At 71.2% G+C, this 26,606-nt stretch carries 22 protein-coding genes and 1 pseudogene; 5 read left to right on the top strand and 18 right to left on the bottom strand.

Annotated features, from left to right (window positions below):
• Positions 1-521: 521 nt before the first annotated feature.
• Positions 522-1,889, top strand: a complete 1,368-nt coding sequence (locus ABZZ79_RS06290; RefSeq protein ID WP_356687032.1) for a hypothetical protein — start codon at positions 522-524, stop codon at positions 1,887-1,889.
• Between the two features lie 304 nt (positions 1,890-2,193).
• Here ABZZ79_RS06290 and ABZZ79_RS06285 read toward each other — a convergent pair.
• A pseudogene (locus ABZZ79_RS06285) lies at positions 2,194-3,235 on the bottom strand (sugar ABC transporter substrate-binding protein).
• Between the two features lie 415 nt (positions 3,236-3,650).
• Here ABZZ79_RS06285 and ABZZ79_RS06280 point away from each other — a divergent pair.
• Positions 3,651-4,157 (top strand): hypothetical protein, encoded by a 507-nt coding sequence (locus ABZZ79_RS06280; RefSeq protein WP_356687243.1) that lies wholly within the window; start codon positions 3,651-3,653, stop codon positions 4,155-4,157.
• 66 nt (positions 4,158-4,223) lie between these two features.
• Here ABZZ79_RS06280 and ABZZ79_RS06275 read toward each other — a convergent pair whose 3' ends face one another.
• The 12 genes from ABZZ79_RS06275 to ABZZ79_RS06220 all read right to left on the bottom strand — a co-directional run bounded on the left by ABZZ79_RS06275 (position 4,224) and on the right by ABZZ79_RS06220 (position 15,995).
• Positions 4,224-4,958 carry a FadR/GntR family transcriptional regulator gene (locus ABZZ79_RS06275; RefSeq protein WP_356687030.1) on the bottom strand — a complete coding sequence of 245 codons (735 nt, stop codon included), beginning with the start codon at positions 4,956-4,958 and terminating at the stop codon, positions 4,224-4,226.
• Positions 4,949-5,962 (bottom strand): aldo/keto reductase, encoded by a 1,014-nt coding sequence (locus tag ABZZ79_RS06270; protein ID WP_356687028.1) that lies wholly within the window; start codon positions 5,960-5,962, stop codon positions 4,949-4,951. The genes ABZZ79_RS06275 and ABZZ79_RS06270 overlap by 10 nt, the downstream gene beginning before the upstream one ends.
• Positions 5,963-6,002: 40 nt before the next feature.
• Positions 6,003-7,082, bottom strand: coding sequence for a sugar kinase (locus tag ABZZ79_RS06265; protein ID WP_356687026.1), 1,080 nt, complete (start codon positions 7,080-7,082; stop codon positions 6,003-6,005).
• Positions 7,079-7,708, bottom strand: coding sequence for a bifunctional 4-hydroxy-2-oxoglutarate aldolase/2-dehydro-3-deoxy-phosphogluconate aldolase (gene eda, locus ABZZ79_RS06260; protein WP_356687024.1), 630 nt, complete (start codon positions 7,706-7,708; stop codon positions 7,079-7,081). The genes ABZZ79_RS06265 and eda overlap by 4 nt, the downstream gene beginning before the upstream one ends.
• Positions 7,705-8,466: an SDR family oxidoreductase gene (locus tag ABZZ79_RS06255; protein WP_356687023.1), complete on the bottom strand. Its 762-nt coding sequence runs from the start codon at positions 8,464-8,466 to the stop codon at positions 7,705-7,707. Before ABZZ79_RS06255 ends, eda begins: the two co-directional genes overlap by 4 nt.
• Positions 8,463-9,506, bottom strand: a complete 1,044-nt coding sequence (locus ABZZ79_RS06250; protein ID WP_356687021.1) for an alcohol dehydrogenase catalytic domain-containing protein — start codon at positions 9,504-9,506, stop codon at positions 8,463-8,465. The genes ABZZ79_RS06255 and ABZZ79_RS06250 overlap by 4 nt, the downstream gene beginning before the upstream one ends.
• The gene (locus tag ABZZ79_RS06245; protein ID WP_356687019.1) at positions 9,503-9,940 is read right to left on the bottom strand and encodes an RbsD/FucU domain-containing protein; all 438 of its coding nucleotides are present in this window, start codon (positions 9,938-9,940) and stop codon (positions 9,503-9,505) included. The genes ABZZ79_RS06250 and ABZZ79_RS06245 overlap by 4 nt, the downstream gene beginning before the upstream one ends.
• A complete protein-coding gene (locus tag ABZZ79_RS06240) occupies positions 9,931-10,851 on the bottom strand; it encodes an amidohydrolase family protein (RefSeq protein WP_356687017.1) in 921 nt (306 codons plus the stop codon). The genes ABZZ79_RS06245 and ABZZ79_RS06240 overlap by 10 nt, the downstream gene beginning before the upstream one ends.
• Positions 10,844-12,169: an L-fuconate dehydratase gene (locus ABZZ79_RS06235; protein ID WP_356687015.1), complete on the bottom strand. Its 1,326-nt coding sequence runs from the start codon at positions 12,167-12,169 to the stop codon at positions 10,844-10,846. Before ABZZ79_RS06235 ends, ABZZ79_RS06240 begins: the two co-directional genes overlap by 8 nt.
• A 115-nt stretch (positions 12,170-12,284) precedes the next feature.
• A complete protein-coding gene (locus tag ABZZ79_RS06230) occupies positions 12,285-13,331 on the bottom strand; it encodes an ABC transporter permease (RefSeq protein WP_356687014.1) in 1,047 nt (348 codons plus the stop codon).
• Entirely contained in the window at positions 13,324-14,886 is a 1,563-nt protein-coding gene (locus tag ABZZ79_RS06225) for a sugar ABC transporter ATP-binding protein (RefSeq protein ID WP_356687012.1), read from the bottom strand. Before ABZZ79_RS06225 ends, ABZZ79_RS06230 begins: the two co-directional genes overlap by 8 nt.
• 47 nt (positions 14,887-14,933) lie before the next feature.
• Positions 14,934-15,995, bottom strand: coding sequence for a sugar ABC transporter substrate-binding protein (locus ABZZ79_RS06220; protein ID WP_356687010.1), 1,062 nt, complete (start codon positions 15,993-15,995; stop codon positions 14,934-14,936).
• A 1,555-nt stretch (positions 15,996-17,550) separates the two neighbouring features.
• On the opposite strand from ABZZ79_RS06220, the gene ABZZ79_RS06215 reads away from it, so the two are divergent.
• Positions 17,551-20,451, top strand: coding sequence for an RICIN domain-containing protein (locus ABZZ79_RS06215; RefSeq protein WP_356687008.1), 2,901 nt, complete (start codon positions 17,551-17,553; stop codon positions 20,449-20,451).
• Positions 20,452-20,595: 144 nt separating this feature from the next.
• Entirely contained in the window at positions 20,596-20,907 is a 312-nt protein-coding gene (locus ABZZ79_RS06210; RefSeq protein ID WP_356687006.1) for an AraC family transcriptional regulator, read from the top strand.
• A 161-nt stretch (positions 20,908-21,068) separates the two neighbouring features.
• Here the strand turns inward: ABZZ79_RS06210 and ABZZ79_RS06205 are convergent, their stop codons facing one another.
• The 5 genes from ABZZ79_RS06205 to ABZZ79_RS06185 form a co-directional block, all read right to left on the bottom strand.
• Complete coding sequence (locus ABZZ79_RS06205; RefSeq protein ID WP_356687004.1) at positions 21,069-21,905, bottom strand: class II fructose-bisphosphate aldolase; 837 nt, start codon at positions 21,903-21,905, stop codon at positions 21,069-21,071.
• A 127-nt stretch (positions 21,906-22,032) separates the two neighbouring features.
• Complete coding sequence (locus tag ABZZ79_RS06200) at positions 22,033-22,983, bottom strand: SIS domain-containing protein (RefSeq protein WP_356687002.1); 951 nt, start codon at positions 22,981-22,983, stop codon at positions 22,033-22,035.
• A gap of 131 nt (positions 22,984-23,114) precedes the next feature.
• The gene (locus ABZZ79_RS06195) at positions 23,115-24,041 is read right to left on the bottom strand and encodes a 1-phosphofructokinase family hexose kinase (RefSeq protein WP_356686999.1); all 927 of its coding nucleotides are present in this window, start codon (positions 24,039-24,041) and stop codon (positions 23,115-23,117) included.
• Complete coding sequence (locus ABZZ79_RS06190; RefSeq protein WP_356686997.1) at positions 24,038-25,006, bottom strand: ROK family protein; 969 nt, start codon at positions 25,004-25,006, stop codon at positions 24,038-24,040. The genes ABZZ79_RS06195 and ABZZ79_RS06190 overlap by 4 nt, the downstream gene beginning before the upstream one ends.
• A complete protein-coding gene (locus ABZZ79_RS06185; protein WP_356686995.1) occupies positions 24,996-25,217 on the bottom strand; it encodes a hypothetical protein in 222 nt (73 codons plus the stop codon). Before ABZZ79_RS06185 ends, ABZZ79_RS06190 begins: the two co-directional genes overlap by 11 nt.
• 312 nt (positions 25,218-25,529) lie before the next feature.
• On the opposite strand from ABZZ79_RS06185, the gene ABZZ79_RS06180 reads away from it, so the two are divergent.
• Positions 25,530-26,330, top strand: a complete 801-nt coding sequence (locus tag ABZZ79_RS06180; RefSeq protein WP_356686993.1) for a DeoR/GlpR family DNA-binding transcription regulator — start codon at positions 25,530-25,532, stop codon at positions 26,328-26,330.
• Positions 26,331-26,606 lie beyond the last annotated feature (276 nt).

Genomic DNA, 26,606 nt, shown 5'->3' with positions numbered 1-26,606 from the left:
CGTACCTCCAGCACCACCGGAGGTACGGGCGCTTCGCTTCGCTCTCCCACCGTCACGTTCTCCCACCGTCACGATGACGCCCTCGCCACCAGGCGCCCGCCGCGCCGGGCGGCCGTGCCAGGCATCGGCCGGCCGCGCGAAGTCCCGTACCCCCGGGCCTTCTTCCGACCGCTCGGAATCGATCGCGTACACCGGGTCGACGCCGGTGTCCGGGAGGGACGCTGCAAATCCTTCGCACGCCCCACCGGCTGGGCCGCCGGTTTCGGTGACCCGGTGACCTGAGAGAGTCACGACAGTGCATGCTGATCGCAGAGTTGCATGCTGTCGGCGGCCAGGCCGACCAGGCACGGGGGAACGAACTGCGGGGGGCGGAACGGATGAGGCACCGGTCGGCGGGACTTCGATGCGCGGTGGGGGCGGTGGTGTCGGCGGCGATGTTGGCATCCGGCTGTACTGCCGGGGGGGCGAAGGCGGACAAGGGATCCGAAGGCGGCGGGACGGGGCAGACGAGCGCCACGGGGATGCCTGCGGCGACGCGGGCAAGCGGCGGCGAGGACGACCCCGTGCCCGCCCCGGTGCCTACGGTGGAGGCCGACCCGGCCAAGGTGCCGCAGACGAAGGACGCGGCCAGACGGCTGATCGGCCAGGTGATCGCAGGACCCGAACTGTTCGGCTCCGAGGCGAGGCGGGCCTCGCCCTACGAGAGTGATCCGGACACCTGGTCGGTGCTCGACGAGAGCTGCGTCTGGCAACGCGAACCGCTGCCTGAACGGGTGCTCGCGACCCTCACCCGGCACTTCGTGCGTGCCGCGGACAAGAAGGCGACGGGGGAGGCGACCCGGCGGGGTGCCCTGCTGGCCGTCGAGATCCACAACGCCCGTTCCGACGCGCCGTTCAGGCTCGCCCTGCGCACCGCCGACGACCGTGGTGAGGCGGGCCGGGCCGGTGCCGCCGCTCAAGGCCTGCTGTCCGGGGCGTCCCCGGTCACGGCCGTGATCGGCCCCATGTCCGAGGCGACCCTGACCGCCGCCGAGCCGCTGTACACGGCGGCCGGGGCGGCGATGGTGCTGGTGTCCTGCGACGGCGGCGGCCTGTCACCGATGGTGACGCCCACCCTCTATGTGACCCGGGCGACCCAGGCGATGCAGACCATGCCCGTGCTGTACTACCTGACCAGCGTGCGCTCGGTGAGCCGGGTCGCCGTGGTACGGGATCGCGCGGGCGGCGCGGTCGCCGAGGGACTGACCACCGACCTGATGGAAGCACCCCCCTCCGAGGGGACGACCACGGTGCACCCCGTCGAGGCCGACGCGGGCGAGGACGACGTCAGGGCCGCGGTCGCCGCTGCCCTGGCCACACGTCCCGGCGGGGTGGTCTACGCCGGAACATCGCCCCGCCGCGCCGCCCAAGTGGCCCGGCGGCTGGCCGAAGCGCGCTTCACGGGGGCGAAGGTCACGGTCGACCAGATCATGGACCCGGTCTTCCTGCGCGATGCCAAGGAGGGGGCCGAGGGCTGGGTCCTCTGCTCCGCCCGTACCACCACGACCGAGGCCGCCTCCGGCCCCGCCGCCCGGTTCGCCTCCGCCCACCGCGAGCGCTGGGGCGCGCAGCCGGAGCCCTGGGCGGCGGAGGCGTACGACGCCGTGGGCCTGGTCGCCCAGACCCTCACGGGGCTGGCCGGTGAGGATCCGGTGGGCCGGGGCGTCCTCGCCGGAGCACTGTTCCGCCAGCGCTACGAGGGCGTCGCCAAAACGATCAGCTTCGATCCGAGGACACGCCTCCTCGACGCGGACGACACGAGCTTCCTCTACGAGGTCCGCGACGGCGCCTTCCGGTTCCTCGGGCGCTGTGACTGTATCGCTCGGGCTCGCCGCCCGACCCTCGCGTGAAGGTATGTCAGTTCCCTGTCGGGGCGGAAGTTTTCCGGTGCGGGCGTGTGGCTTCCACGCGGTCACTCCTCGCCGTCGATCACCGTCGGTCACCATACTCAGTGGACGATCGGCCTCGGCAGGGACGTGGTGAAGCTCACCGGCTCAAGGGGCTTTGGTCAAGGACCAGTTGGAGACACCGGCGGTGGGCCGCGACCGGGAAGGCGTCAGGCGTACGACTTCCGCTCTGCGCGCGGCCCGAGTCCAGACGTACGTCGAGGAGTTCCGCTGACGCCGTACCGACGGCGGCCCGGTCGGCCAGGTGTCAGCCGATGGCGTTGCCCCACAGTGAGGTGTCGTCGACGTTGTCCTTGGTGACCAGGGGAGCGGGGAGCTGGTCCTCAAGGCCGTTCGGCAGGGAGATGATGGTGGAGTCGTGGTCGGTGGGACCGGGCTTGAAGGTCCTGCCCTCGGTGGCGGCTTTCGCGTAGTACAGGGCGTACCTGGCGTAGAGGTCGGCGGGCTGGGAGACGGTGGCGTCGATGTGGCCTTCGCGGATCGCGTTGAGTTCCTGCGGGGTGCCGTCGTTGGCGACGACGGTGATGTGGCCGGCCTGGCCGACGGGCTTCAACAGGCCCTTCTCCCGGAGGACTTCGAGGGTGGGCTGGAGGAAGGCGCCGCCGGCCTGAAGGTAGATGCCCTTGAGGTCGGGGTGGGTGTCGAGGGTGGACCGCAGTTGCGCGGAGGGCGATGTCGCCCTTCCACTCGGTGGCGAGCTCGATCAGCCGGATGCCGGGGAAGTTCTTCTTCATGCATGCGGCGAAGGACTCCGAACGGTCCCGGCCGTTGATGGAGCTGAGTGCCCCCTGGAGCTCGGCGACCGTGCCCGTGCCGTTCATCTGCTCGCCGATGTGTTCACACGCCTTGGTGCCGTACGCCTTGTTGTCGGCGCGCACGACCATGTAGACGTCACCCCTGTCGGGGCGGGTGTCGACACTGACGACCGGAATCTCCTCCGCGGCGAGACGGTCCAGTGTGGTGCCGATCGCGGTGGTGTCCTGCGGGGCCATGACGATGGCCTTCGCGCCGGTCCTCCGCAGGAGATGGACGTTGGCGACGAGCTTGCTGAAGGAGCTCTCGGAGTTGGTCACCGGCAGCACCCGCACGTGCTGTTCCTTGGCCTCCCATGATGCGTACGCGGAGTAGGAGTGCCAGAAGTCGGAGTCGTCGTGCGGCAGGTCGATGCCGACCGGCGGCTTGGGATCGGACTCCGTGTCGGAACTGCCGCCGTCGCAGGCTGTGGCGAGGCCGGCCACTGCGACCACGGTGGCGGCCGCGGCCGCGCCTGTGGAGAAGCGAAGCTTCATGGTGCTGATGTCCTCGGCTGAGATGTCGGGGCGGTTGAGGCTGGGGCCGTCCGGATCGACGAAGAGGCTGTGCCCCGTGCCGGAAGCGGTGAGGGCCCGCGCAGCTGTCTGCGTGCATCGAGGCGGACAGATCCCCTGGCTGCGGCCGACCGTGCCGGATGCGGCGGCTTTGGCCTTCAGTCATGGGATGACTCGCGGTATGAGGACCCTATGAGCCGGATCCGCGACTTGCAAGGCGAGGAACCGAAAGAATCTCAACTGGGATCGCTGTCAGATGGAATGTGTCGAAGCTCAGGTCGACTGCTTGTGGCTGCCGCGTCGGTGTCGGCGTGCTCGCTCTCCTGATACATCCCATGTATTGATGGAAGGAGGACGCTGACCGAGTGGTCGGGGAGCCGGCCGGAGGGCGCCCGTACTGACCGGACACGAGCCCAATCCGGCACTCGCGGTGAACGTGCGTTGGGAGCTGCTGGCGGCGAACCGGGCCGTGGGTCTGTTCCTGGGCGACGTGGCGGGGGAGTGGGCGGGGCCGCCGTTCAACGTGCTGAGGGCGACGCTGCATCCCGACGGCCTGTCCCGGCGGATCCGGAATCTCGCCCAGTGGCGCGCGCATGTCCTGCGCCGGGTCCGCCGCCAGGCCGAGCGGACCTCGGCTGCCGGTCTGGCGGAGTTGCTCGAGGAACTGGAGGGGTATCCCGTTCCGCGGACGGACGCCGGCGAACTCTCGACGGGCCGGCCGGAGGACGATCTGGTGGTGCCGCTGCGACTGTCGTCCGAGCACGGCGAGCTTGCGCTGCTGTACACGACGACGGTGTTCGGCTCGCCTCGGGACGTGACGCTCGACGAGATCGCCGTCGAGACGTTCTTCCCGGCGGACCCGCGCACGGCAGCACTGATGCGGGCGGCGGCCGGCTGGACCTGACGTCGCCGTCCCCATGAGGGGCAGGACCCGCGACGGGGTGGACGGACACGTGGACCGCTTCGATCCCTACGTCCCGGCCGACTTCGGTGTCGACGCCTCGGGGGGAGCGGTGTCGGCGGTGCGCAGGTGTTCCCTCAGTCCCCGTTGGGTGTTGCTGACGTGCATCAGGGCGGCCGCGTGGCTCAACGCCGCGTCTCGGCCGCACAACGCGTCGTAGATCGCTTCGTGCTCGGACAGGGTCCGGTGCGAGGCCTGCGCGTCGACCAGGCCACGCCAGATGCGGGCGCGCAGCGTCCGCCCCGAGATGGCTCTCAGGATGGTGAGCAGCGTGTCGTTGCCCGTGGCCGAGATGACGGCGTGATGGAAGGCCGCGTCGTGGGCGTTGAGCTGTTCGACGTCGTCGCGGGCCTCGCGCATGGCGTCGAGGTGCCGTTTCACCTCGGCGAGCTGTTCGTCGGTGATGCGTGTCGCGGCCAGTGCGGTGGCGGCCGGTTCGAGCAGGCGGCGGACTTCCATCAGGTCCTGCAGGGCCTCGGAGTCGCCCTCCAGCAACTCCACGGCGCCGCCCAGTCCCTCGAAGAGGAGGTTCGGCTGGAGGCTGGTCACGTACGTGCCGTCGCCGCGCCGGATCTCCAGGACGCGGGCGACGACGAGGGACTTGACGGCCTCGCGGGCGAGGTTGCGCGACAGCCCCAGCTGAGCGGCCAGTTCCGGCTCGGGAGGCAGCTTCGATCCCGGCGGCAGCGCTCCGGTACGGATCAGCTCACGGATCTGCGCGATGGCCTTGTCCGTCAGGGACAACGCGAACTCCTTTCACGGCCGTAATCGGTGGGCACGTCCGATCTGATCAGACCCCTCGCGCGAAGCTCGCCCCAGAGAGCGTCGGGGACGTGCCGGCGATGGAGCTCCACGTTGCGCGCCACCTGCTCGGCGCTCCGCATGCCCACGGTGACGTTGATGATACTGGGGTGACTGTACGGAAAGGCGATCGCCGCAGCCGGCAGGGTCGTGCCGTGCGCGGTGCAGACCTCGGCGATCGCGCGGGCCCGGTCCACCAGGGCGGGAGGTGCGATCCGGTAGTCGTACTTCATGCCCTGGTCGGGCCGGTCCTGGGAGAGCAGCCCAGAGTTGAACACACCGACCGCCACGACGCCCTTGCCGAGTTCCAGCGCGGCCGGCAGGACGTCGTCCAGGGCCGACTGGTCGAGCAGGCTGTAGCGCCCGGCGAGCATGACCACATCGGTCGGGGTCTCGCGCAGGAAGCGGGCGAGCATGGCCGACTGGTTCATGCCTGCCCCGACGGCCCCGACGACCCCCTGGTCGCGCAGCTCCGCCAGGGCGGGCATGGCCTCCTCCGCGGCCTGCCGCCAGTGGTCGTCCGGGTCGTGCAGATAGACGACGTCCAGGCGATCCAGGCCCATGCGCTCCAGGGTGGCCTCGATGGACCGCATCACTCCGTCCCGGCTGAAGTCCCACTCCCGGCGCAGATCGTCCCGGACGGCGAAGCCCTCGGTGTCCATGCCCCGCGGGTGCTCATTGGGTACGAGCAGACGCCCGACCTTCGAGGAGACGACGTACTCGGCGCGCGGACGGTGCCGCAGGGCCGCGCCGAGCCTGCGCTCCGAGAGCCCGAGGCCGTAGTGCGGTGCCGTGTCGAAGTACCGGACGCCGGCCGACCAGGCGGCCTCGATCGCGTCCGTCGCATCGGCGGCCGAGGTCTTCCGGTACAGATTGCCGAGGGGAGATCCGCCGAAGCCGAGTCCGGTGAGCTCGACCCCGGTGTCCGCGATCCTTCTGTGTCGCAAGGTGTGCTCCTGGAGAGGTGTTTGTCGGGAGAGCGGCGGGTCAGCGGCTGACCGCGGCCGAGCCGCCCGCGATGAGTGCTTCGACCTCGTTGAGTGACGCCATGGAGACGTCACCCGGGGTCGTCATGGTGAGGGCGCCATGGGCCGTGCCGTAGGCGAGCGCCCGCTCCACGCGGCCGACGCCGAGATCCTCGCACCCTGTCGCGCCCGCGCTCAGCAGGCCGAAGATGAGACCGGCCGCGAAGCCGTCGCCGGAGCCGATCCTGTCCAGAACGCGCAGACCCGGCATGGCGGGGCCCTCGACATATCCGGTGGTCGGCGACCAGGCCGCCGACGACCAGTTGTTCACGTCGGCGGACGGCACCTCGCGCAGCGTCGTCGCCAGCACCTTCGCTCCCGGCAGCAGATCGGCCACGGCGGCGAGCGCGTCCGGCGCCTGGCCGGGGGCGAAGCGGGCCGCGTCCGGACGCTCTCCGGCCAGTCCCAGGGCTCCCACGACCACGTCGGCGTGCCGGGCGAGCCGAAGGTCGACCTCGCGCGCACGGTCGGCTCCGCCCCGGCCGTGCCAGAGACTGGCACGGTAGTTGGGATCGTAGGAGACGGTCACGCCGTGTCGACGCGCCGCGACCATGGCCTCCTCCGCGACGTCGGCGGTGGTGTCGGACAGCGCGGCGAAGACACCCCCGGTGTGGAACCAGCGAGGCCTCGCCGAGAAGACGGCGTCCCAGTCGACGTCCCCCGTACGCATCCGGGAGACGGCCGTGTGCGCGCGGTCGCTGACGCCGAGCGCGCCCCGTACACCGAAACCCCGCTCCACGAAGTTCAGGCCGTTGCGGACGTCACGGCCGGCGCCGTCCGCGGTGAGCCAGCGGATGAGGGAGGCGTCGACGCCGCCCTGCAGAATCAGGTCCTCGACCAGCCTCCCCACCGCGTTGTCGGCCAACGCGGTCACGACGGTCGTGCGCAGACCGAAACAGCGGCGCAGACCGCGGACCACGTTGTACTCGCCGCCGCCCTCCCACACCTGGAAGGACCGGGCCGTTCGGATCCGTCCCTCGCCCGGGTCGAAGCGGAGCATCACCTCGCCCAGGGCGAGCACGTCCCAGGCATGGCCGGTCATCCGAGGCTCCTCTCCACGGCGCGGGCGGTCAGCCGTCGGATCTCCGGGTAGTCGCCGCGTTCCAGGAGACCGGAGGCCGCCATCCAGCTGCCGCCGACCGCGAGGACGGCGGGTGCGGAGAGGTAGTCCGCCATGCGCTCATGGGTGATGCCGCCGGTCGGCACGAAGCGCACCTGGGGGAAGGGCGCGGCCAGGGCCCGGAGGATCGCGGGCCCGCCCAGGGCTTCGGCCGGGAACAGCTTCACCGTGTCGAGGCCGGCCCGCAGGGCCCGCATCAGCTCCGTCGCGGTGGCCGCCCCCGGTACGACGGGCACCCCCAACTCCCGGCATTTGCCCACGACTTCCGCGTCGAAGCCGGGCGAGACGACGAAGCGCGCCCCGGCGGCCACGGCCCGCTCCGCCTGCTCGGCGGTGACGACCGTGCCGGCGCCGACCGTCAGCCCGCCGTGCGCCGCCATGGTCCTGAGTACCCGCTCGGCGTCCGGGGTACGCAAGGTGACCTCGGCGCACCGCGCTCCGCCCGCCGCGAGCGCCTCCGCGAGAGGCGCGGCCGTCACCGCCGAGGGCACGGACAGCACAGGCAGGAGTCTGGCGCCCGACAGCAAGGACTCGAAGTCGCCGGTCATCGGCCCAGCCATCCGCCGTCGACGGGCAGGACGACGCCGTGGACGTACGCGGCGGCGTCCGAGGCCAGGAACACGGTGGCGCCCGCGAGGTCGTCGGATCGGCCCCACCGCCCGGCCGGGATGCGGTCGAGGATCGCCGCGCTGCGGGCCGGGTCGTCCTGGAGCGCCTGGGTGTTGTCGGTGGCGATGTAGCCGGGGGCGATCGCGTTGACGTTGACTCCGTAGGGTGCCCACTCGTTGGCCAGCGCCTTGGTCAGGCCCGCGACTCCGTGCTTGGCGGCGGCGTAGCCGGGGACCGTGATGCCACCCTGGAAACTGAGCAGCGAGGCCGTGAAGACGACCTTCCCCCGGCCACGGCTCACCATCCGCCCGCCGATCGCACGGGTGAGCGCGAACTGGGCGCCGAGGTTGACCTGGAGGACCAGATCCCAGTCCGCGTCCGTGTGCTCGGCGGCCGGGGCGCGCCGGATGGTGCCGGCGTTGTTGACCAGGATGTCCACGGGCCGGTCACGTCCGGCGAGTTCGGCGCCGAGGGCCCGCACCGCCTCCGGGTCGGCGAAGTCCGCGCGGATCGCCTCGAAGGAGCGTCCGGCGGCCACGACGTCCTTCTCCACGTCGCTGCCGGACGACTCCAGGTTCGCGCTGACGCCGATGACGTCCGCGCCGGCCGAGGCGAGCGCGCGGGCCATGGCCCGGCCGATGCCGCGGCGGGCGCCGGTGACGACGGCGAGCCGTCCGGTCAGGTCGAACGCTGTCATGCCATGCCTTCCTGAAGGTCGTCGCCGCAGTCGACGAGGATCTTCATCACGTCCGCGCCGCCTTCCAGGGCCGCGAACGCGTCGGCCGCCTCGACGAGCGGCACCACCTTGCTGATCAGCCGCTCCACCGGGACCGTGCCGTCGGCCACCAGCGCCACCGCCCGCTCGAAGTCCGAACGGTCGTACAGCCGGGCGCCGACGAGAGTGAGCTCACGCCAGAAGAAGCGGTGCAGGTCGATCTCGCGGGGCCGGGCGTGGATGGCCACGAGACACAGTCGCCCCCGCACGCCCAGCACCTCTACCGCGGTCGTCACTCCGCCCGCGGCGCCGGAGACCTCGAAAGCGACATCGGCCCCGGCCCCGCCCGTCCACTGCCGGACGGCTTCGCACACGTCGACGGCGTCCGGGTCGAGCGCGACCAGCCCCAGCTCCTGCGCGAGGCGGCGACGATGGGCGCTGAGCTCGACCAGCCGGACGTCCGCGCCCGTGGCCCGCGTGACGAGGGCGATGAGAACGCCGACGGGTCCGCCTCCGACCACGACGACCTTCTCCTCGGCCCGTACGCAGGCCCTGCCGACATCGTGGACGGCGACCGCCGTGGGTTCGACGAGAGCGGCCCGGTCCAGGGGAAGCGCGCCGGGCAGGGGGATCACCGTGTGCGCGGGGACGGTCCAGCGCTGCTGCATCGCGCCCGGCGAGTCGATGCCCATGAAGTCGAGGTGGGCGCAGACATGCCGGTGGCCGGCGAGGCAGGCCGGGCAGGTGCCGTCCCAGCGCAGCGGCATGACCGTCACCGCGTCGCCGGGCCGTGGCCCCTGCACACCGGGGCCGACGCGGACGACGCGGCCGGACATCTCATGTCCGATGACGGCGGGCGTGCCGACCCGCGCGTCCATGTCGCCGTGGAAGATGTGCAGGTCGGTGCCGCAGATGCCGACGTAGGCCGGGGCAAGCTCCACCTCGCCCGGACCTGGGGCGGAGACCTCTACGGGGGCCGTGTCCAGGGCTCGAGCCCCGGTGTAGCGGACAGCGAGTGTCATGGCGAGATCAGGCTTTCTTTCGAACGGACACCGATGGTCAGCAGGAGGTTGGCGTAGGTGCGGACATCGGCGGTGACGACGGCCAGCGCGAGATCGGGGGAGCGCGCGGCGGTGTAGAACTCGAAGCGGCCGAGCCCCTCGACGGGTACGGGGTTCAGCCGCGACCGGTACTCGGTGATCGCGGGCGGCTCCGGTTCGCCTTCGGGCGGCACCATCACGTGTGCCGACTCGATGGGCAGCGCGGGCAGCAGCGCGTCGAGCACGGTGGTGACGTCGAGCAGCCCCGGAGCAAGGTTCAGATGCACGGTTGTGGCCCGTCGCGCGACGGCGGTGCTGGCGGGGTAGTGGCCGTCGGTGAGCAGCACACGGGCGCCGTGACCGGCACCGGCGAGTGCCTGAAGGATGCCGGGGTGCAGCAGATCGGTCAGGAGCACGGTGTCCCCTCCTTCCGGTCCTTCCGGTCCTTCCGGTCGAGTGGGCTGAGCTGGTAGAAGTCGGCCGCGGTGCCGGCGAGGACGGCCGCGGCCTCGGTGTCGGCACAGTCCCCGAGGAGCTCCTCCACGGTGGCGGCCCAGCGGTTCCAGCCGCCCGCGAGGACGCACACCGGCCAGTCCGAGCCGAACATCAGCCGGTCGGGGCCGAAGGCGTCCAGCAGGACCTCCCAGGCCGGTCTGATGTCGTCGACGGTCCACGAGCCGTGGTCGGCCTCGGTGACCAGACCCGACACCTTGCACCTCACGTGCGCGTGAGCGGCGAGCCGTCGGATGTGCCGCTCCCAGTCGTCCAGCGAGCGCCGGGCGAGGGGAGGCTTGCCGGCGTGGTCCAGGACGAGCGGCAGCTCGGGCATCCGCTCCGCCAGGGCGACGGCCTGGGGGAACTGGTGGCTGCGGATCAGCACGTCGTACGCGAGTCCGCGGCCGGCCACCGCGCGCAGCCCGCGTTCCACGGGCGGTCGCTGCAGCCACCCGCTGTCCGGCTCGTCCTGGACCAGATGGCGTACGGAACGCAGATACCGTCCGCCGGGCCCGGCGAGCAGCGAGTCGAGCACGTCGCCGATCGCCGGGGAGGCCAGATCGGCCCAGCCGACGACCGCGCCGATCAGCGGGTCCTCGTCGGCCAGGTGGAGCAGTTCGCGGGTCTCGGGCACCGACGGCACGCACTGGACCACCACCGTCGCGTCGAGCGACCGGCCGGCGATCGGCCGGGTGGCGGCCGCACGCAGGTCTTCGGGGCCGAAGCTGTGTCGGATCACTTCGTGGGCGGGGTCGTCGAGCCAGGGCTGGGGCCGATGCCGCAGATCCCACACGTGATGGTGGGCATCGACGAGAAGCGGTGCCTCAGACACGGGAGGACCAGACGGGGCCGTCGGGGTAGACGTACTCCTTGAGCGACTCCGGGTGCATCTGGGCGCTCAGTCCGGGCAGCGTCGGCGCGAGGTAGTGCCCGTCGGCCATGCGGACCGGGTCCACGAAGTGTTCGTGCAGGTGGTCGACGTACTCGATGACCCGGTCCTCGACGGTGCCGGAGACGGCGACGTAGTCGAACATCGACAGGTGCTGCACCATCTCGCACAGTCCGACGCCCCCGGCGTGCGGGCAGACCGGCACACCGAACTTCGCGGCGAGCAGCAGGATCGCGATGTTCTCGTTGACGCCTCCGACACGTGCCGAGTCGAGCTGGAGGATGTCGAGCGCGCCCGCCTGGAGGAGCTGCTTGAAGACCACCCGGTTGGCGATGTGCTCGCCGGTCGCGACCTTGATGGGATGGACGGCCTCGCGGACGGCGGCGTGGCCGAGAATGTCGTCGGGGGACGTGGGCTCCTCGATCCAGTACGGGTCGTAGGGGGCCAGGGCACTCATCCACTCGATGGCCGGCCGCACGTCCCATCTCTGGTTGGCGTCGACGGCGATGCGTATCTCCGCGCCGACGGTCTCACGGGCGGTGCGCATGCGCCGTACGTCGTCCTCCAGGTTCGCGCCGACCTTGAGCTTGATCTGGGTGAAGCCGTCCGCGACGGCCTCGCGCGCCAGCCGGGCCAGCTTCTCGTCGGAGTAGCCGAGCCAGCCGGGGGTGGTGGTGTAGGCGGGGTAGCCGTGTTCCAGCAGCCGGGTGATGCGTTCCTGGCGTCCCGGTTCGGCGCGGCGCAGGATCTCCAGTGCCTCCTCGGGGGTGAGGGCGTCGGTCAGCCAGCGGAAGTCGATCTGGGCGACGAGTTCCTCGGGTGCCATCTCGCCGAGGAAGCGCCAGACGGGCAGGCCCGCGCGCTTGGCGGCGAGGTCCCAGGCGGCGTTCACGACGGCGCCCGTGGCCATGTGGATGGCGCCCTTCTCGGGTCCCAGCCAACGCAGTTGGGGGTCGTGGACGAGGGAGCGGGCGAAACCCCCGAGGTCGGAGCAGAGCTCGTCGACGGACAGGCCGACCACGTGGGGGGCCAGGGCGGCGATGGCGGCTGCCTGGACGTCGTTGCCGCGGCCGGTGGTGAAGGCCAGGGCGTGGCCCTCCAGCTCGTCGCCCGCGTCGGTGCGCAGCACGACATAGGCGGCGGAGTAGTCGGGTTCGGGGTTCATCGCGTCCGAGCCGTCCAGGTGTTCGGAGGTCGGGAAGCGGACGTCGAGCACGTGCAGGGCGGTGATGCGGGCGGTCGGGGGCATGGCGGAGGGCATGGTGACTCCTGTGGGGGCAGGGGCGTGCCCTGCGACGAGAAGGGGATGGAGACGGTGATGGGGAGGAGGCCGGGGGCCGTGCGGCGGCTCGTGGGGCCGGCGACGGCCGCCGGGGTCACTCCTGGGCCTTGCCGCCCGTGATGCGCGAGATGGTCAGCGCGACCAGGATGATCAGGCCGTTGAGTGCGCCGATCCACTGCGCGGGGACGCCCGCGAGGGTGAGCACGTTCTGGATCATGAAGAGCAGCAGGATGCCGCTGAACGCCCCGAACATGGTGCCCTTGCCGCCGTTGAGGCTGATACCGCCGATGACGGCGGCGGCGAACACGGTGAAGATGTAGCCGTTGCCCTGCGCGGAGGCGACGGAGGCGAGACGCCCGGACAGCATCAGGCCGGCCAGGGCGGCGAGCAGGCTGCCGGCGACGATGACGGTCCACAGCACTCGGTCGGTACGGATGCCGGCGGCCTTCGCGGCGTCGACGTTGCCGCCGATGGCGTACAGCGAGCGGCCGAAGCTGGTCCAGCCGAGGACGACTATGGCCACGGCGAACAGCACCAGACAGATCCAGATCGAGGCCGGCACGCCGAACCACTGGGCGGTGCCGAGGTAGAGCATCGACGACGGCAGCTGGAAGAACGTCTGGCCGCCGGAGATGCCGGTCAGCACACCGCGCAGCACGATCAGCATGCCGAGGGTGACGATGAAGCCGTTGAGCCCGAAGCGGATGATCAGCAGGGCGTTGACGACGCCGATGAGAGCGCCGACGGCGAGGGTGGCCGGGATGGCCCAGGCACCGGGCAGCAGGCCGAGCCCGTGGCCCGCGCCGACCGGAACCACCAGCCAGGCGGCGATCCCGGGGGCGAGGCCCATGGTGGACTCCAGCGACAGGTCCATCTTCTTGACGATGAGGATCATCGTCTGGGCGAGGACCAGCAGCGCGATCTCCGACATGGTCTGCAGGACGTTGATCAGGTTGTCCGTCTGCAGGAAGACCGGGTTGACGATCTGGCCGACGATCGCGATGACCACGATCGCGGGCACGAGCGCCAGGTCGCGCAGCCGGGCCAGCGGGATGCGGCCGCCGAGCAGGCCGGTACGCCGGGGCTCAGGCTGCTCGGTGCTCTTCGGCGTGGGCGTGTCCGCGAGGACGGTTTCAGGCATTGAGGTCCACTCCTTCCATCGCGGCCACGAGGTCGTGGTCGTGCCAGCCGCGGGCGATCTCGGTCGTGACCCGGCCCTGGAACATCACCAGGACCCGGTCGCACATGCGCAGGTCGTCGAGTTCGTCGGAGGCGATGAGCACTCCGGTTCCGGTGGCCGCGGTCTCCTCGACCTTGCCGAGGAGGAACTCCTTGGAGCGCACGTCCACGCCCGCGGTCGGATTGATCAGCACGAGCAGCCGGGGATCGTCTGCCAGTGCCCGGGCCATGACGACCTTCTGCTGGTTGCCCCCGGACAACGAGGAGACCGGCAGTTCGGGGCCGGGGGTCTTGATGGCGAGGTTCTCGATCATCGAGGAGGCGAGCCGGTCGCGGCGGGCGCGGCTGAGGAACCCGTTGCGCCCGAGCCGCCGCGGCACCGAGAGGGTGGCGTTGTCCGCGATCGACATGTCGGGCACGAAACCCTGGTGGTGCCGGTCCTGCGGGACGAACCCGGCGCCCGCGGCGAGCGCGGCCGGAACGCTGCCCGGCCGCGGCCGCCGGCCGGAGATCTCCACCTCCCCGCTGTCGGCGGACCTGAGGCCCACGACGGTCTCGGCGACCTCCGTGCGCCCGCTGCCCGCGGCCCCCGCCAGTCCGACGATCTCGCCCGCGCCGACCCGGAAGGTGACGTCGTCGTGGGCCGGACCGCACAGATCGCGGACGTCCAGGGCGGCGGGTGCGGTGGCGTCGAGCGTGCTGCGGCGCTCCTGGTGCCGGTCGACGGCCGCCTCGCCGGTCATGGCGGCCACCAACTCCGTGCGGGGGAGGTCGGCGACCGGAGCGGTCAGGATGTGCCGGGCGTCCCGGAAGACCGTCACCATGTCGCAGATCTCGTAGATCTCCTGAAGGTGGTGACTGATGAAGAGGAACGTCACACCCTGGCGCTGAAGGTCACGGATGCGATCGAAGAGCCGGTTGATGGCGGCCCCGTCGAGCTGGGCCGTCGGCTCGTCGAGGATGATGAACCGGGCCCCGAAGGACAGTGCGCGGGCGATCTCCACGAACTGCCGCTGTTCCACGTTGAGGTCGTCGGCCGGAGTCTGCGGATCGACGTCCACGGACCAGGTCGACAGCAGGTCCTGGGCCCGTCGGCGCACGTCCCGCCAGCTGATCAGCCCGTTGCGGCCCCGATCCTGCCGGTTCAGGAAGAGGTTCTCCGCGACGGTCAGGGTGGGGATGATCGTGGACTTCTGGTAGACGCAGGCGACGCGTTGCCGCCAGGCGTCCCGGTCCGTGTGCTTGGGCGCCGGACGGCCACCGAAGGTCACCGTCCCCTCGTCCGGCGCCTGGAGGCCGGTGAGCACCGACACCAGGGTCGATTTCCCGGCTCCGTTGCGCCCGACGAGCGCGTGTGTCTCGCCCGGCCCGATGGTGATCCGGGCGCCGTTCAGGGCCACTGTCGGACCGAATCGCTTGACTATGCCCGTCGCCTCGACGACCGGAGGGTCCGCCGGGACCCGCCCGTTCCCTGCCGGGGCGGGCGCGGGGGTGTGCCTTCGTTCCCCGTCGCTCATCTCAACCGCCTTGTGCTTGTCATCTGTCGAATCCACCGAGGCCGTGGTCAGCCGAGGTTGTTGCCCCACAGGGAGGTGTCGGTGCTCTTCAGACTGGGGACGCCGCCGTACGTGCCGCCGTCGGCCGTGATGAGCGGGGCGGAGAGCTGGTCCTCCAGCAGGCCGTCGCCCACCTCGACGATGGTGCTGTCGTGGTCGGTCTTGCCGGGCTTGAACGTCTTTCCGTCGATCGCGGCCTTCAGGTAGTACAGGGCGTACTTGGCGTAGAGGTCGGCCGGCTGGGACACGGTGGCGTCGATCTTGCCCTCGGCGATGGACTTGAGTTCCTCGGGGATGCCGTCGTTGGAGACGACGAACACGTGCTTGTCGTCCTTCGGGTCGACCAGCAGGCCCTTCTGCTTGAGCACCTGCAACGTGCCGGACAGGGCGAAACTGGACTGCATGTAGATGCCCTTGATGTCCGGGTGGGCGGTCAGGTCCGTCTGCAGCTTCTGCGCGGCGACTGCGCCGTCCCAGTTGGTGGCCTCCCCGAGCACCTTGATGCCGGGGTAGTCCTTCTTCATGCAGTCGTTGAACGCCTCCGTGCGGTCGCGGCCGTTGATGGAGGAGAGGTCGCCCTGGAGCATCACGACCTTGCCCTTGCCGCCGAGTTGGGTGCCGAGGTAGTGGCAGGCCTTCTCGCCGTACGCCCTGTTGTCCGCGCGCACGACCATGAAGACCTTGCCGCTGTCGGGGCGGGTGTCGACCGTGACGACGGGGATGTTCTTGGCCTCCAGCTGCGCCAGCGTCGGCGCGATGGCGGCGGTGTCCTGGGGGGCCATCGCGAGGCCCTTGACTCCCTGGCTGATGAACGTCTGGGCGTTGGCGGTGAGCTTGGCCACGTCGTTCTGCGAGTTGGTGGTCTTGAGCGACAGCCCCAGCTCGTCGGCGTACTCGGGCGTGTACTTGATGTACGAGTTCCAGAAGTCGGTGTCGGAGCGGGGGTAGTCGACACCGACGAGCGGCTCGCCGTTCGACGCGGTGGACGCGCCCGACCCGCCGCACGCACTGAGCAGTGCGAGTGCGGACAGGGCGGAGGCGCTGGAGAAGAGGGCGTTTCTGAGTCTCATCGGTACTTCCTCGCGCTGGTCCCGAGGGGGAGATGTTTCGCGTGAGCGTCAATCCTGTGTCGCCACGTCGAAGAGATGGGATGTTTATAGCGAGGCGAGGAGGGGGTGTCTAGCCCTTGACGGCATTCTCAAGGGAAGATGTGGGTCATTACCGGGCGTAGTGGGTGTCTGTAGCGAGCATTGGGTGATGAGACATCCCATCAATCCAAGGCTCGTTCAGTAGCCTGCGCTCCTGGCTGCGCGGCCTGCCTGCACGCGCGGACCGGACGGTGCGCCGGCCTCCGGACCGTGAAGGGACGGCCGGACACCGCGGCCATGGTCGGCCGAGTCGGATGCCGTGCGATGTCTTGACAGCCGGTTCGGCCCCTCCCAGACTCTCCACGACACTTGGTGTTTACGCAAACACCCCTGGTGGCAACCCAGCGACACATGCCGGTCGCCTCCGCAGCCGTATCGGAGAGCCTCGATACGACCGCGCCCCGCCGCGTGTCCCGCAAGCGTCCGTCCTTCCCGCACGGCAGACGGCACCGGCACCTGCCTCCTCCCGCCCCGTCCGCCCCTCCCGCCCCACGAGGTACGCGATCATGCGACCAGTCCCCTCAAGCGCGCTTGCGGTGTCCACCGCACTGTCCGCCGTTCTTCTCTCCCTGCTCAGAGGTCTCGGCGCCGCCCGCGCCGCGCCGGCCGCCATCACCGGCGAGTCGGTTCGCCGGTCCGGCCGGCAGTCCCGTGCACGCCCAGGGCTGCGGGGTCGTGAAGGTCGTACAGTGCCGCTGCCGGTCCGGCGAGAACCACAACGCCGACGACACCTTCCGCCACGTCTCCGCGTACCGCTCGACGGACCTCACGACCTGAGAGTTCCGCAGCCACGTCCGCACCCGGGCCGCGAGGCGCCCGGGACGGTCGGGCGCGACGGCGTGCGCATCCCGCTCACCCCCGGCGCCGTCGGCTGAGCCCCCGACCCGCGGAAGTACGCCACCGGTGTCACCGGTACCTGGAGCGGCCCGAAGGACGTCGGTGACCGGACCACGTACGGCACGCGGATCGCGTACGTCCCGTCGGCGCGGGGCGGCGGGCACCAGCCACCACCCGTACACGGGCGACCGCTGGGGCAACTCCCAGGGCGCGGTCAGCGACTTCCAGTACCTCCGGCCGCCGCTGCGTCTCCCTCCGAGATCACCGTCGACACCGCCGCGGGCACGGTGAAGGGCCGCCTCGGCACGTGGCAGACTCCGACGGCCGCGACAGTGGCGGATGCGCCGACGCGGCTGACCGCTGAGCCGCCTGCGATGCCGCGCTCGTCCAGTGGACGCGCAACGGCGGCGCCGACCAGACGCGGCATCGCACGACCCTCCGACCGGTACGGCGCCCTGTCCGCCGGGCCTCGCACCACCTCGCGGCTCACTCGCCCCGATCACACCCGTGACGAACCGGCGTCAGGCGTGCCCGTCCGGGTCCACATGCATCGCACGCCGCTCACAGCCGTTCCGGCACCCCCTCATCCCTCCTCAGTTCCCCTCATCTCCCCCTCTTCTCCTGGTGAAGGAGTCATCCCATGGCCTCCCACGACACTCCCCTCAACCGCAGAAGGTTCCTGACGGCAGCCACTTTGACCGCGGGCGCGGTGGTGCTTCCCGGCGGCATCCTGTCCACGCGAGCCACGGCCGCCGTCCCGCCCCAGGTCACGCTTCCGCAGCGCGGCATCTACGACACCACGCCGGCGTCGACATGGACCGACGGCTTCGTCACCGGCAACGGTGAGTACGGGGCCGTGCTCCACGGGACGCCGAAGCTGGAGAAGACCGTTCTCAACCACCACCGCTTCGTGCTGCCGAACGGCACGCGTGACGTGGAAGCTCCCGTCCTCGCAGACCGCCTGGACACGGTGCGGGACAAGGCGCTGGCCGGTGACTACTGGGGCGCGGCCGGCACCTTCGCCGCCGGATGGTCTCTGCGCTGGACCCAGACCTTCCACCCCGGCTACGAACTGCAGCTGAGCACCCCGGGAGCGACCACCACCAACAACTACGCCCGGATCACCGACTTCCGCACCGGCGAGGTCACCCACACCTGGACCGACAGCGCCGGCACCTGGAAGCGCCGCATCTTCGTCTCCCGCGCCGACAAGGTCGTCGTCCACGAACTGCTCCCGGCGAGCAGCCGTACAGTCGACACCACGATCGCGGTGAACACCAACCTGGAAGGCGTGCCCGGGAACGTCTCCTTCACCACGACCGCCACCGTCACCAGCGGTCAGGGGTACTTGAATCTGCGCGGCACCTATCCCGCTGGTCAGGGCGCCTTCGGGTACGAGGGTGTCACCCGGGTCGTGGTAACCGGCAGCCGGGCATCGGTCAGCGTCAGCGGCAACACGCTGGTCGTCTCCCGCGCGGCCAAGGTCGTGCTGCTGACGAAGCTGGGCCGGTACGAGAACGCCGGCGACTGGAACGCCAAGCCGCTGCACGCGGCCCTGGCCGCGCTGCCCACCGACTACGCGACCCTGCTCGGCCGTCACGCACCGCTGCACCAGGCCATGTTCGACGGCTCCAGCCTGGACCTCGGCGTCTCCGCGGCCGACCGTCAACTGTCCACGACCGAACTGACCACGCGGCAGAACGCCGACCGCTCGGTCGTCGACCTGGCGCTGCTGGAGCGGATGTACGACTCGGGAAGATATCTGTTCGTCTGCTCCAGCGGGGTGCTGCCCCCACGGCTGACCGGGATCTGGTCGGGCAGCTGGAACGGCGCCTGGGCCGACGACTTCACCACCGACGCCAACATCAACCTCCAGGTCGCCGGCGGCAACATCCTCAGCCACGGCAACGCCATGCAGGGCTACTTCGACCTCGTCCTCGGGCAGCTCGACGACTGGCGCCGGAACGCCGCCAACCTGTACGGCACCCGGGGGTTCCTCGCCCCGTCCCGCACCGACGGCGAGTACGGCCACATGCTCCACTTCAACGACTCCGACTTCCCCGGCCAGTGCTGGACCGGCGGCGCCGACTGGATGCTGTACCCGCTGGTGGAGTACTACCAGGTGACCGGCGACAGCGCCTTCCTGCGCGACAAGCTGGGTCCGGCCCTGATGGAACTCGCCCTGTTCTACGAGGACTTCCTCACCAGGACCGACTCCCGCGGCAAGGCGGTCTTCGTACCCTCGTTCTCGATGGAGAACTCGCCCTCCAACACGGGCCAGATGCTCTCCGTCAACGCCACCGGCGACATCATGGCCGGCCGCCACGCCCTGCAGGCCGCCATCGACGCGGCCAACACGCTGAACGTGGAGCAGGGCGCCGGGCAGGGCGTCGCCCGCTGGACCGCGCTGCTGGACAAGCTGCCCGAGTACACCGTCAACGGCGACGGCGCCCTGGCCGAGTGGTCCTGGCCCGGTCTGAACGACCGCTACAACCACCGGCACGTCCAGCACCTGTACGGCGCCTGGCCGTTGCACGAGATCAACCCCGAGGACAAGCCCGACCTGGTGCTCTCCGCACGCAAGGCGCTCCGACTGCGCGGTGACGAGAACTACTCGGCCCACGGCAGCCTCCACCGGGCCCTGGCCTGGAGCCGGCTGAAGGACGGCGCCGGCGTCTACGACAACGTCAGGAAGATCCTCGGCAGCAACATGGTCTGGCGCTCGCTGGTCACCTCCCACAACCCCGACCTGCACATCTACAACACCGACGCCGCCAACGCCCTCCCGGCGATCATCGCCGAGTCCCTCGTCCACACCCGGCCGGGCCTCCTGGAGATCCTCCCGGCCCTGCCGGACGAGCTGGCCCGGGGCACGATCCGCGGGGTGCGGGGCCGCAACCGCATCCTGGTGGAGAGCCTCACCTGGGATCTCGCGGCCCGCACCGCCACGGTGACGCTCGTCTCGGACATCACCCAGCAGATCAGCTTCGTCTGCCGCCGTGGCATCACATCGCTGTCCACCACGGCGACCGTGGCCGCCTCCCCGCTCGGTGACCACGCCAGGAAGCTGTCCCTCACCGCCGGCACCCGCACCCAGGTCACCGTGAGCCTGTTCGCCGGGACCTACCGCGTCGTCAACCGCGCCAGCGGCAAGGCGCTCGACGTGGCGAACCAGTCGACGGCCGACGGGGGCTCGGTCATCCAGTGGCCCTGGTCGGGCGGCACCAACCAGCAGTGGCGTCTGCTGCCCGACTACGACGGCTCCTTCCGCCTGTCCAACGTCAACAGCGGCAAGGTCCTCGACAACCCCGGCGCCTCCACGACGCAGGGTCAGCCGCTGGACCAGTGGACCGACACGGACAGCCCCAACCAGTGGTGGAGGCTGGTGCCGACCGGGACGAGCGGTGTCTACCACCTGGTCAACGGCTCCAGCGGGCTGCGCGCGGACGTGGAGAACGGCTCCACGAGCGACGGCGCCAGGATCGTCCAGATGCCCGCCAGTGGTGCGGCAAGCCAGCAGTGGACGATCGTCGCCCTCTGATCCCACGCCGTCCAGGGGGCCCGCTCCTCGGAGCCGGGCCCCCATCGGTGCGAACTACGCCGTGTCGACTCCGCGTCGAGCCCTGTGAGCCCGGCAGGGGATCGCCGCCGGGGCGCGGACCCTCGCCGAAGCCATGGCACTCCCGTGGACCTGCTGACCCGCGACCTCGCGCGCCCGCCCGCCATCGGCGCGGTCGCGCGGGAACTCGCTGTCTCCCGGGACACGTTGGCCAACGCGGTACGGCGGATCACCGGTACGACACCGAGCGACTACCTGACCCGGCAGCGGATCAGCCGTGCGAAGGTCCTGCTCGCCGACACCGACTGGCCGATCGCCCGGGTGGCGCGGGCGGTGGGCTACGACGATCCGGCCTACTTCACCCGGGTCTTCGCCCGGGAAGTCGGGGCGCCCCCCACGGACTTCCGTCGGCAGCAGCGGAGCTGGCACCACGGGTGAGCCACCCGGTTCCCGCGCTCGGCTGCGGACGAGGGCCTCTGCCGTGTTCGGACATCGGGCTGCTGGTACGGCCGTCAGAGACATGTCCCCGACGGCCACACGGTTCCTCCCGGACGGGCTCGACGACTGGTCACCATCCCGTCAGGCCGGCGCGGGCCGGGTCATCGGCCGGCGAGGACCACCAGCAGACGGGCCACTTCGGCTGCCACCGCGTCTCGTGCCGGGCCCAGGTAGGTGCGCGGGTCGGCGACGCCGGGTGCCTCCTGGAGGCACTGGCGCGCGGTGTCGGTGAAGAGTCTGTTGAGGTGGGTGGAGATGTTGACCTTCGTCATGCCGGACGTGACGGCCTTGGCGAGTTCGGCGTCGCCGACGCCCGAGGATCCGTGCAGGACCAGAGGGACGTCGAGTGAGTTCCGTAGCCGGGCGATCAGTTCGAAGTCGAGGACGGCGTCGCGGGTGAGCATGGCGTGGGAACTGCCGACGGCGACGGCCAGGGCGTCGACGGCCGTGGCGGCGGCGAAGGCGCGGGCTTCGTCGGGGTCGGTGCGTACGCCGGGCGCGTGGGCGCCGTCCTTGCCGCCTACCTCGCCCAGTTCCGCCTCGACCCAGACGTCGGCCCGGTGGCAGTGCTCGGCGACGGCGCGGGTGGCTTCGACGTTCGCGTCGTAGGGGAGCCGGGAGGCGTCGAACATGACGGAGGTGAAGCCCAGTTCGACGGCTTCCAGGACCAGTTCGGGAGATTCGGCGTGGTCGAGGTGGACCGCGACCGGAACGCGCGCCGATCGGGCCATGGCGAGGGACGCCAGGGCGATCGGGGCGAGCGAGCCGTGGTAGCGGGCGGTGTTCTCGCTGATCTGGAGGATGACGGGCAGGTCGGCCTGCTCCGCTCCGGCGACGATGGCCTCGGCGTGTTCGATCTGCACGACGTTGAATGCCCCGACGCCGGTGGCGTCGGCGTATGCGGGGCCGACGATGTCGTCGGTGGGTGTGAGAGGCATGGGGGTCTCCACGAAGGCGGTGGTGCGGCCGGGGCGTCGGTGTCGCGGGCCGTGGACGGGATCGGTCACCCGTCGGGGATGTTCTGGCCTCGCGCGGGCCAGGCGGGCAGCCGGGTGCGGGTGCGCCTTACGCGGGGGTGGTGTCGAGGATGACGGAGCGGGTGAGGTTGCGGGGCCGGTCGGGGTCGTAGCCGCGGGCTTCGGCCAGGTCGACTGCCAGGCGCTGGGCGAGGATCAGGTCGGCGAGCGGGTCGAGGTCGCCGGGGGCGTCGGTCGACACCGAATGGAAGTGGCCGCCGACGCGGGCGATGTCGTCGGCGAGGCCCTGGGGGGCGGGGCCGAACAGCCAGGCGACGCGGTCGGGACCGGTGATGCTGATGGGGCCGTGGCGGTATTCCATGGCGGGGTACGCCTCGGTCCAGGCCCCGGCGGCCTCACGCATCTTCAGGCCCGCCTCCAGGGCGAGGCCATAGGTCCAGCCCGTGCCGAGGAACGTGAACTGCTCGGCGGCGCGGACCTCGGGCCGCAGCGGGACGGCGAGGGCGGATTCGGCGTCCTCGATGGCGTCGGCGAGCGGACGCAGGCCGGGCGGCAGGGCGTTCTCGGCCTCCAGGTGGGCGCGGAGCAGCACGAGGGCGGTGGTGGCGAAGCGGGTCTGTACGACCGACTTCTCGTCGGCGTAGTCGAGTACGACGGCGTGGTCCGCGGCCGTCATGACGGGCGTGGCCGGGTCGGCCGTGAGGGCGGTGGTCGCGACGGTGCCCTTGACCCGGTTCAGCAGGTCGAGGACCTCGGTCGTGGTGCCGGAGCGGGTGATGGCCACGATCCGGTCGTAGGAGCGGCCGGTGGGGAATTCGGAGGCGGCGAACGCGTCGGTCTCGCCGTGGCCGCCCTGCTCGCGCAGTTGTGCGTAGGCGTGGGCCATGAACCAGGACGTGCCGCAGCCGACGACGGCGACGCGCTCGCCGTTTCGGGGCAGTGCTCCGGCCGCGGCGCCGGCGGACTGGGCTGCTTGCCTCCAGGTTTCGGGCTGCGAGGCGATTTCGAGCGAGGTGCGGGAGGTCTCGAAGGTGGTCACACGGATTCCTTGCGCTCGGGAGTGGCCGGGGGAAGGGGTCGGATATTTCAGAATGCTGTCCTACGAGCATCCAGGATGTCAATTATTGCTCGCAAAGTGAAGCTATCGAGCAGTAACAAGCACTCGGAGGATCAGCAGGGTGCGTCGAGGGGTTCGACTAGGACTTCCGTGAGGAAGCGGCGGTAGACAGCGGCGTCGACGTCGCCGGCGACCGGGCAGGGCACCGCGGCGGCCGAGAGAGCCACCGCCGCGCGCAGGATGTGCGGCCAGGCGGAGCGGTCCGCCAGTCCGGCCGCGACGGCGGCCACGCAGGCGTCTCCGGCGCCCGTCGGATTGCCGGAGAGCCGCTCGGGCGGCGCGGCCCGCCAGGTGCCCTCGGGTGTGATCGCGTACAGCCCCTCGGGGCCTGCGGACGCGACGACCGTGCGGGCACCACGTGCCCGCAGGACGGCGGCGGCCTCGGCGACGTCCTCACAGCCGGTGGCCGCCGTGATCTCGGCGGCGTTGGGTTTGATGACGTCGGGGCGGGCCGACAGGGCGTGAAGGAGTGCGGGGCCGCTGGTGTCGAGCACCGTGAACGCGCCGGCCGCGCTGGCCGTGCGGATCAGTTGCGCGTAGGCGTCCGGCGGCAGACCCGGCGGGGTGCTGCCGCTCAGGACGACCACGCCCACCCCGTCCAGCAGTCCGGCGAAGTGCCGGGAGAACAGCTCCCACGCGTCCCGGTCCACGTGCGGTCCTCGCCCGTTGAAGATCGTGGCGTCGCCGTCGTCGCGCGAGACGACGGCCAGGGTCCGCCGTGAGTCGCCGGCCACTTCGAGGAACGCGTCCGGGATCTGCGCCGTGCGCAGACCGTCGCGGATCACACGGCCGGTGGCTCCGGCCACGAGACCGGTCGCCACCGGCGTATGGCCGAGGAAGGTGAGGACCCGGGCGACGTTGATCCCCTTGCCGCCCGCCCGTTCGTGCACGGCGTCGACGCGGTGGGAGGCACGGGGCCGCAGGCTCTCGACGTCCCAGGTGACGTCGAGGGCGGCATTGAGAGTGACAGTGAGGATCATGCGACGGGTACTCCTGTCCGCCGGGCTGCCGGGGCATGTCCGGCCGCCTGCCAGGCGGCGAGGCCCGCGCCCAGGCAGCCGGCCCGGTCGCCCAGCTCGGCCCGCACGAGTACGGGGCGGCGGTGGAAACTGAGGCGTTCCTCCAGAGCGGCGCGTACGGGGTCGAGCAGGAGGGGTCCGGCCTCGGCGAGACCGCCGCCCAGCACGACCAGCTCCGGTGCGAGCAGCGCGGTCGTGGTCGCCAGCGCGTCCGCGAGGCCCGTGACCGCACGCGCCCAGACCGCTTCCGCCACCGGGTCGCCCTCGGCAGTCAGGGCCGCGACGTCGGCCGCGCCGGTGACGGTCCGGCCGGTGCGTGCGGTGTAGGCGGCCGCGACGGCGGTGGCCGACGCCACCGTCTCCAGGCAGCCGAAGCCGCCGCAGGAGCAGGGGGTCTTCTCGGTGCCGACGACGACATGCCCGAGCTCACCGGCGTGTCCGTCGGCCCGGACCGGTGCGCCGTCACAGAGCAGGGCCGCGGCGATGCCGGTGCCGATGGCCACGAAGAGCACGTTCCGTACGTCGCGGGCCGCGCCGAGGGTGCATTCGGCCATGCCGCCCGCGCGTACGTCGTGGCCCAGCGTCACGGAGAGCCCGGTGCGTGCTCCGAGGATCGCGGCGAGCGGGAGGTCGCGCCAGCCGATGTTGGCCGACCAGACCGCGCGCTGGAGGTCGTCGTCGACGATGCCGGGGACGACCACTCCCGCCCGGTGCACCGGCAGTCCGCGTCGGGCCGCCTCCCGGTTCAGGGTGAGCAGGGCGTCGGTGACGGCGTCGACAACCGCCTGCGGCCCGTCGGCGCGGGGGGTGTGCCGGCGCACGGTGGCCAGCGGCCGCAGCCCGCGGTCGAGCACCGCCCCCTTGATGCCGGTGCCGCCGACGTCGAGGCCGATCACGCAACCGTGCCGGCGAAGGTCATCGGCCATGGGTGGTGCTCCCGTAGGTGAGGGGGAGGGCGTGGCCGCGGACCGGCGCGGTCGGCGCGGCGAGATGCCGGGTCCGGGTGAGGCCGGTGAACCGGTCGTGGTGGCCCGGCGGGTGGTGGCGGCCGTGAGGGCGGCTGTGGGGGAGTGCGCGGGGGTCCGTCGGGCCGGTGGCCGCGCGCCGGACCTCAGGCAGGAGGATGGGTCCGGTCATGGGTGGAGGAGTGCTTCTGTTCATCGCCTTCGAACCGTTCCGGGTGAGCGGATGTGCTTGGAGCGCGTGCTGAATGAGCAAGTTCAAGCATGACAGATGAGCGAAGTATCCAGTGTGGAAGCCTTCCCGTCCAGGGTTTCGACCCCTTGACGTTCCCCCGCGTGCTCATATCGACCTCCGCCCCCGGTGCGCGATCGCACGGCGCTACGATCAACTTCGCGCATACCTCTGAAGACAGGTCGGCCGCTCAGGCCGGCGCCGGTCTCCCGGTGTGCGGTGATGACGTTCCAGGACGCGGAGGGGAAGCGGCGCATGTCCAAGCAGGAGCGGTGGAGCAAGCTGCTGGAATTGCTCGCGGTCGACGGCAGGCTGGATGTCGAGGAGGCCGCCGTCTCGGTGGCGGTGTCCCCGGCGACCATCCGGCGCGATCTCGACGAGCTGGCCGAGCAGAAGCTGCTCGTCCGCACGCGCGGAGGAGCGATCGCGCACGGCGTCTCCTATGAGCTGCCGCTGCGCTACAAGTCCTCGCGCCGGGTGTCCGAGAAGCAGCGCATCGCGAACGCCGTGGCGGATCTTCTGGGCGAAGGGACCGTCGTGGGCCTGAACGGCGGCACCACCACCACGGAGGTGGCCCGGGCCCTGGTGCTCCGGGTCGGCGCGGGAGTGGCGGAGCGGGGGGAGAACCACTCCGGACCGACGTACACCATCGTCACCAACGCCCTGAACATCGCCGGTGAACTGGCGGTCCGTCCGCAGTTCAAGACCGTCATGACCGGCGGCGTGGCGCGCCCCCAGACCTACGAACTGGTCGGCCCGCTCACGGAAGGCGTTCTGAACCAGGTGGTCCTCGACGTCGCCGTGCTCGGCGTCGACGGGGTGGACCCGGAGCTCGGAATCATGACGCACCACGAGGACGAGGCCGGAATCAGCAGGCTCTTCGCCGAGCGTGCCCGCAAGGTGATCATCGCGACGGACTCGTCCAAGATGGGCAAGCGGGCCTTCGCGCGCATCTGCGGCCTGGACCGGGTCGACATGCTCGTCACCGACTCCGGCCTCGACCCGGACATGGCCGCGCGGCTAACCGAGGCGGGTATCGAGGTCGTCAGCGTCTGACGTCCCCATGACCGCGCCCACGGCCGAGGCTGTCCTTGCGGGGCGGGCGACCTCTCCGACGGACGATGGGGCGCCCCAGCGCCGCATGGACGGAAACGCGGCCGCCCGTGCGGAGGCCGAGCGGCTGACCGGCGAGGCCGGCCGACGGCTCCAGGCCGAGGCCGAGGCGAGGCGCGCGGAGGCCCCTTGCGCCGCACGGACGGAAACGCGCCATTGCGCTGCACGGACGGAAACGCGCCCGGCCCGCCGCTGCGCCGCCGTCCCGGCGTGCCCGCC

The sequence above is a fragment of the Streptomyces sp. NPDC006458 genome, from assembly GCF_040612135.1.
In the GTDB taxonomy this organism is placed as follows: Bacteria; Actinomycetota; Actinomycetes; order Streptomycetales; family Streptomycetaceae; genus Streptomyces.
Note: the sequence above shows the minus strand (reverse complement) of the source record. Positions and strands in the feature narration are given on the sequence as shown.

What these genes read in the sequence shown, in the direction of transcription:
- ABZZ79_RS06290 (WP_356687032.1), top strand. Translation starts at nt 522, where the DNA reads ATGCCTGCGGCGACGCGGGCAAGCGGCGGCGAGGACGACCCCGTGCCC.
- ABZZ79_RS06265 (WP_356687026.1), bottom strand. Translation starts at nt 7,082, where the DNA reads ATGACCGGCCATGCCTGGGACGTGCTCGCCCTGGGCGAGGTGATGCTC.
- eda (WP_356687024.1), bottom strand. Translation starts at nt 7,708, where the DNA reads ATGACCGGCGACTTCGAGTCCTTGCTGTCGGGCGCCAGACTCCTGCCT.
- ABZZ79_RS06255 (WP_356687023.1), bottom strand. Translation starts at nt 8,466, where the DNA reads ATGACAGCGTTCGACCTGACCGGACGGCTCGCCGTCGTCACCGGCGCC.
- ABZZ79_RS06250 (WP_356687021.1), bottom strand. Translation starts at nt 9,506, where the DNA reads ATGACACTCGCTGTCCGCTACACCGGGGCTCGAGCCCTGGACACGGCC.
- ABZZ79_RS06235 (WP_356687015.1), bottom strand. Translation starts at nt 12,169, where the DNA reads ATGCCCTCCGCCATGCCCCCGACCGCCCGCATCACCGCCCTGCACGTG.
- ABZZ79_RS06230 (WP_356687014.1), bottom strand. Translation starts at nt 13,331, where the DNA reads ATGCCTGAAACCGTCCTCGCGGACACGCCCACGCCGAAGAGCACCGAG.
- ABZZ79_RS06225 (WP_356687012.1), bottom strand. Translation starts at nt 14,886, where the DNA reads ATGAGCGACGGGGAACGAAGGCACACCCCCGCGCCCGCCCCGGCAGGG.
- ABZZ79_RS06220 (WP_356687010.1), bottom strand. Translation starts at nt 15,995, where the DNA reads ATGAGACTCAGAAACGCCCTCTTCTCCAGCGCCTCCGCCCTGTCCGCA.
- ABZZ79_RS06215 (WP_356687008.1), top strand. Translation starts at nt 17,551, where the DNA reads ATGGCCTCCCACGACACTCCCCTCAACCGCAGAAGGTTCCTGACGGCA.
- ABZZ79_RS06205 (WP_356687004.1), bottom strand. Translation starts at nt 21,905, where the DNA reads ATGCCTCTCACACCCACCGACGACATCGTCGGCCCCGCATACGCCGAC.
- ABZZ79_RS06195 (WP_356686999.1), bottom strand. Translation starts at nt 24,041, where the DNA reads ATGATCCTCACTGTCACTCTCAATGCCGCCCTCGACGTCACCTGGGAC.
- ABZZ79_RS06190 (WP_356686997.1), bottom strand. Translation starts at nt 25,006, where the DNA reads ATGGCCGATGACCTTCGCCGGCACGGTTGCGTGATCGGCCTCGACGTC.
- ABZZ79_RS06185 (WP_356686995.1), bottom strand. Translation starts at nt 25,217, where the DNA reads ATGACCGGACCCATCCTCCTGCCTGAGGTCCGGCGCGCGGCCACCGGC.
- ABZZ79_RS06180 (WP_356686993.1), top strand. Translation starts at nt 25,530, where the DNA reads ATGTCCAAGCAGGAGCGGTGGAGCAAGCTGCTGGAATTGCTCGCGGTC.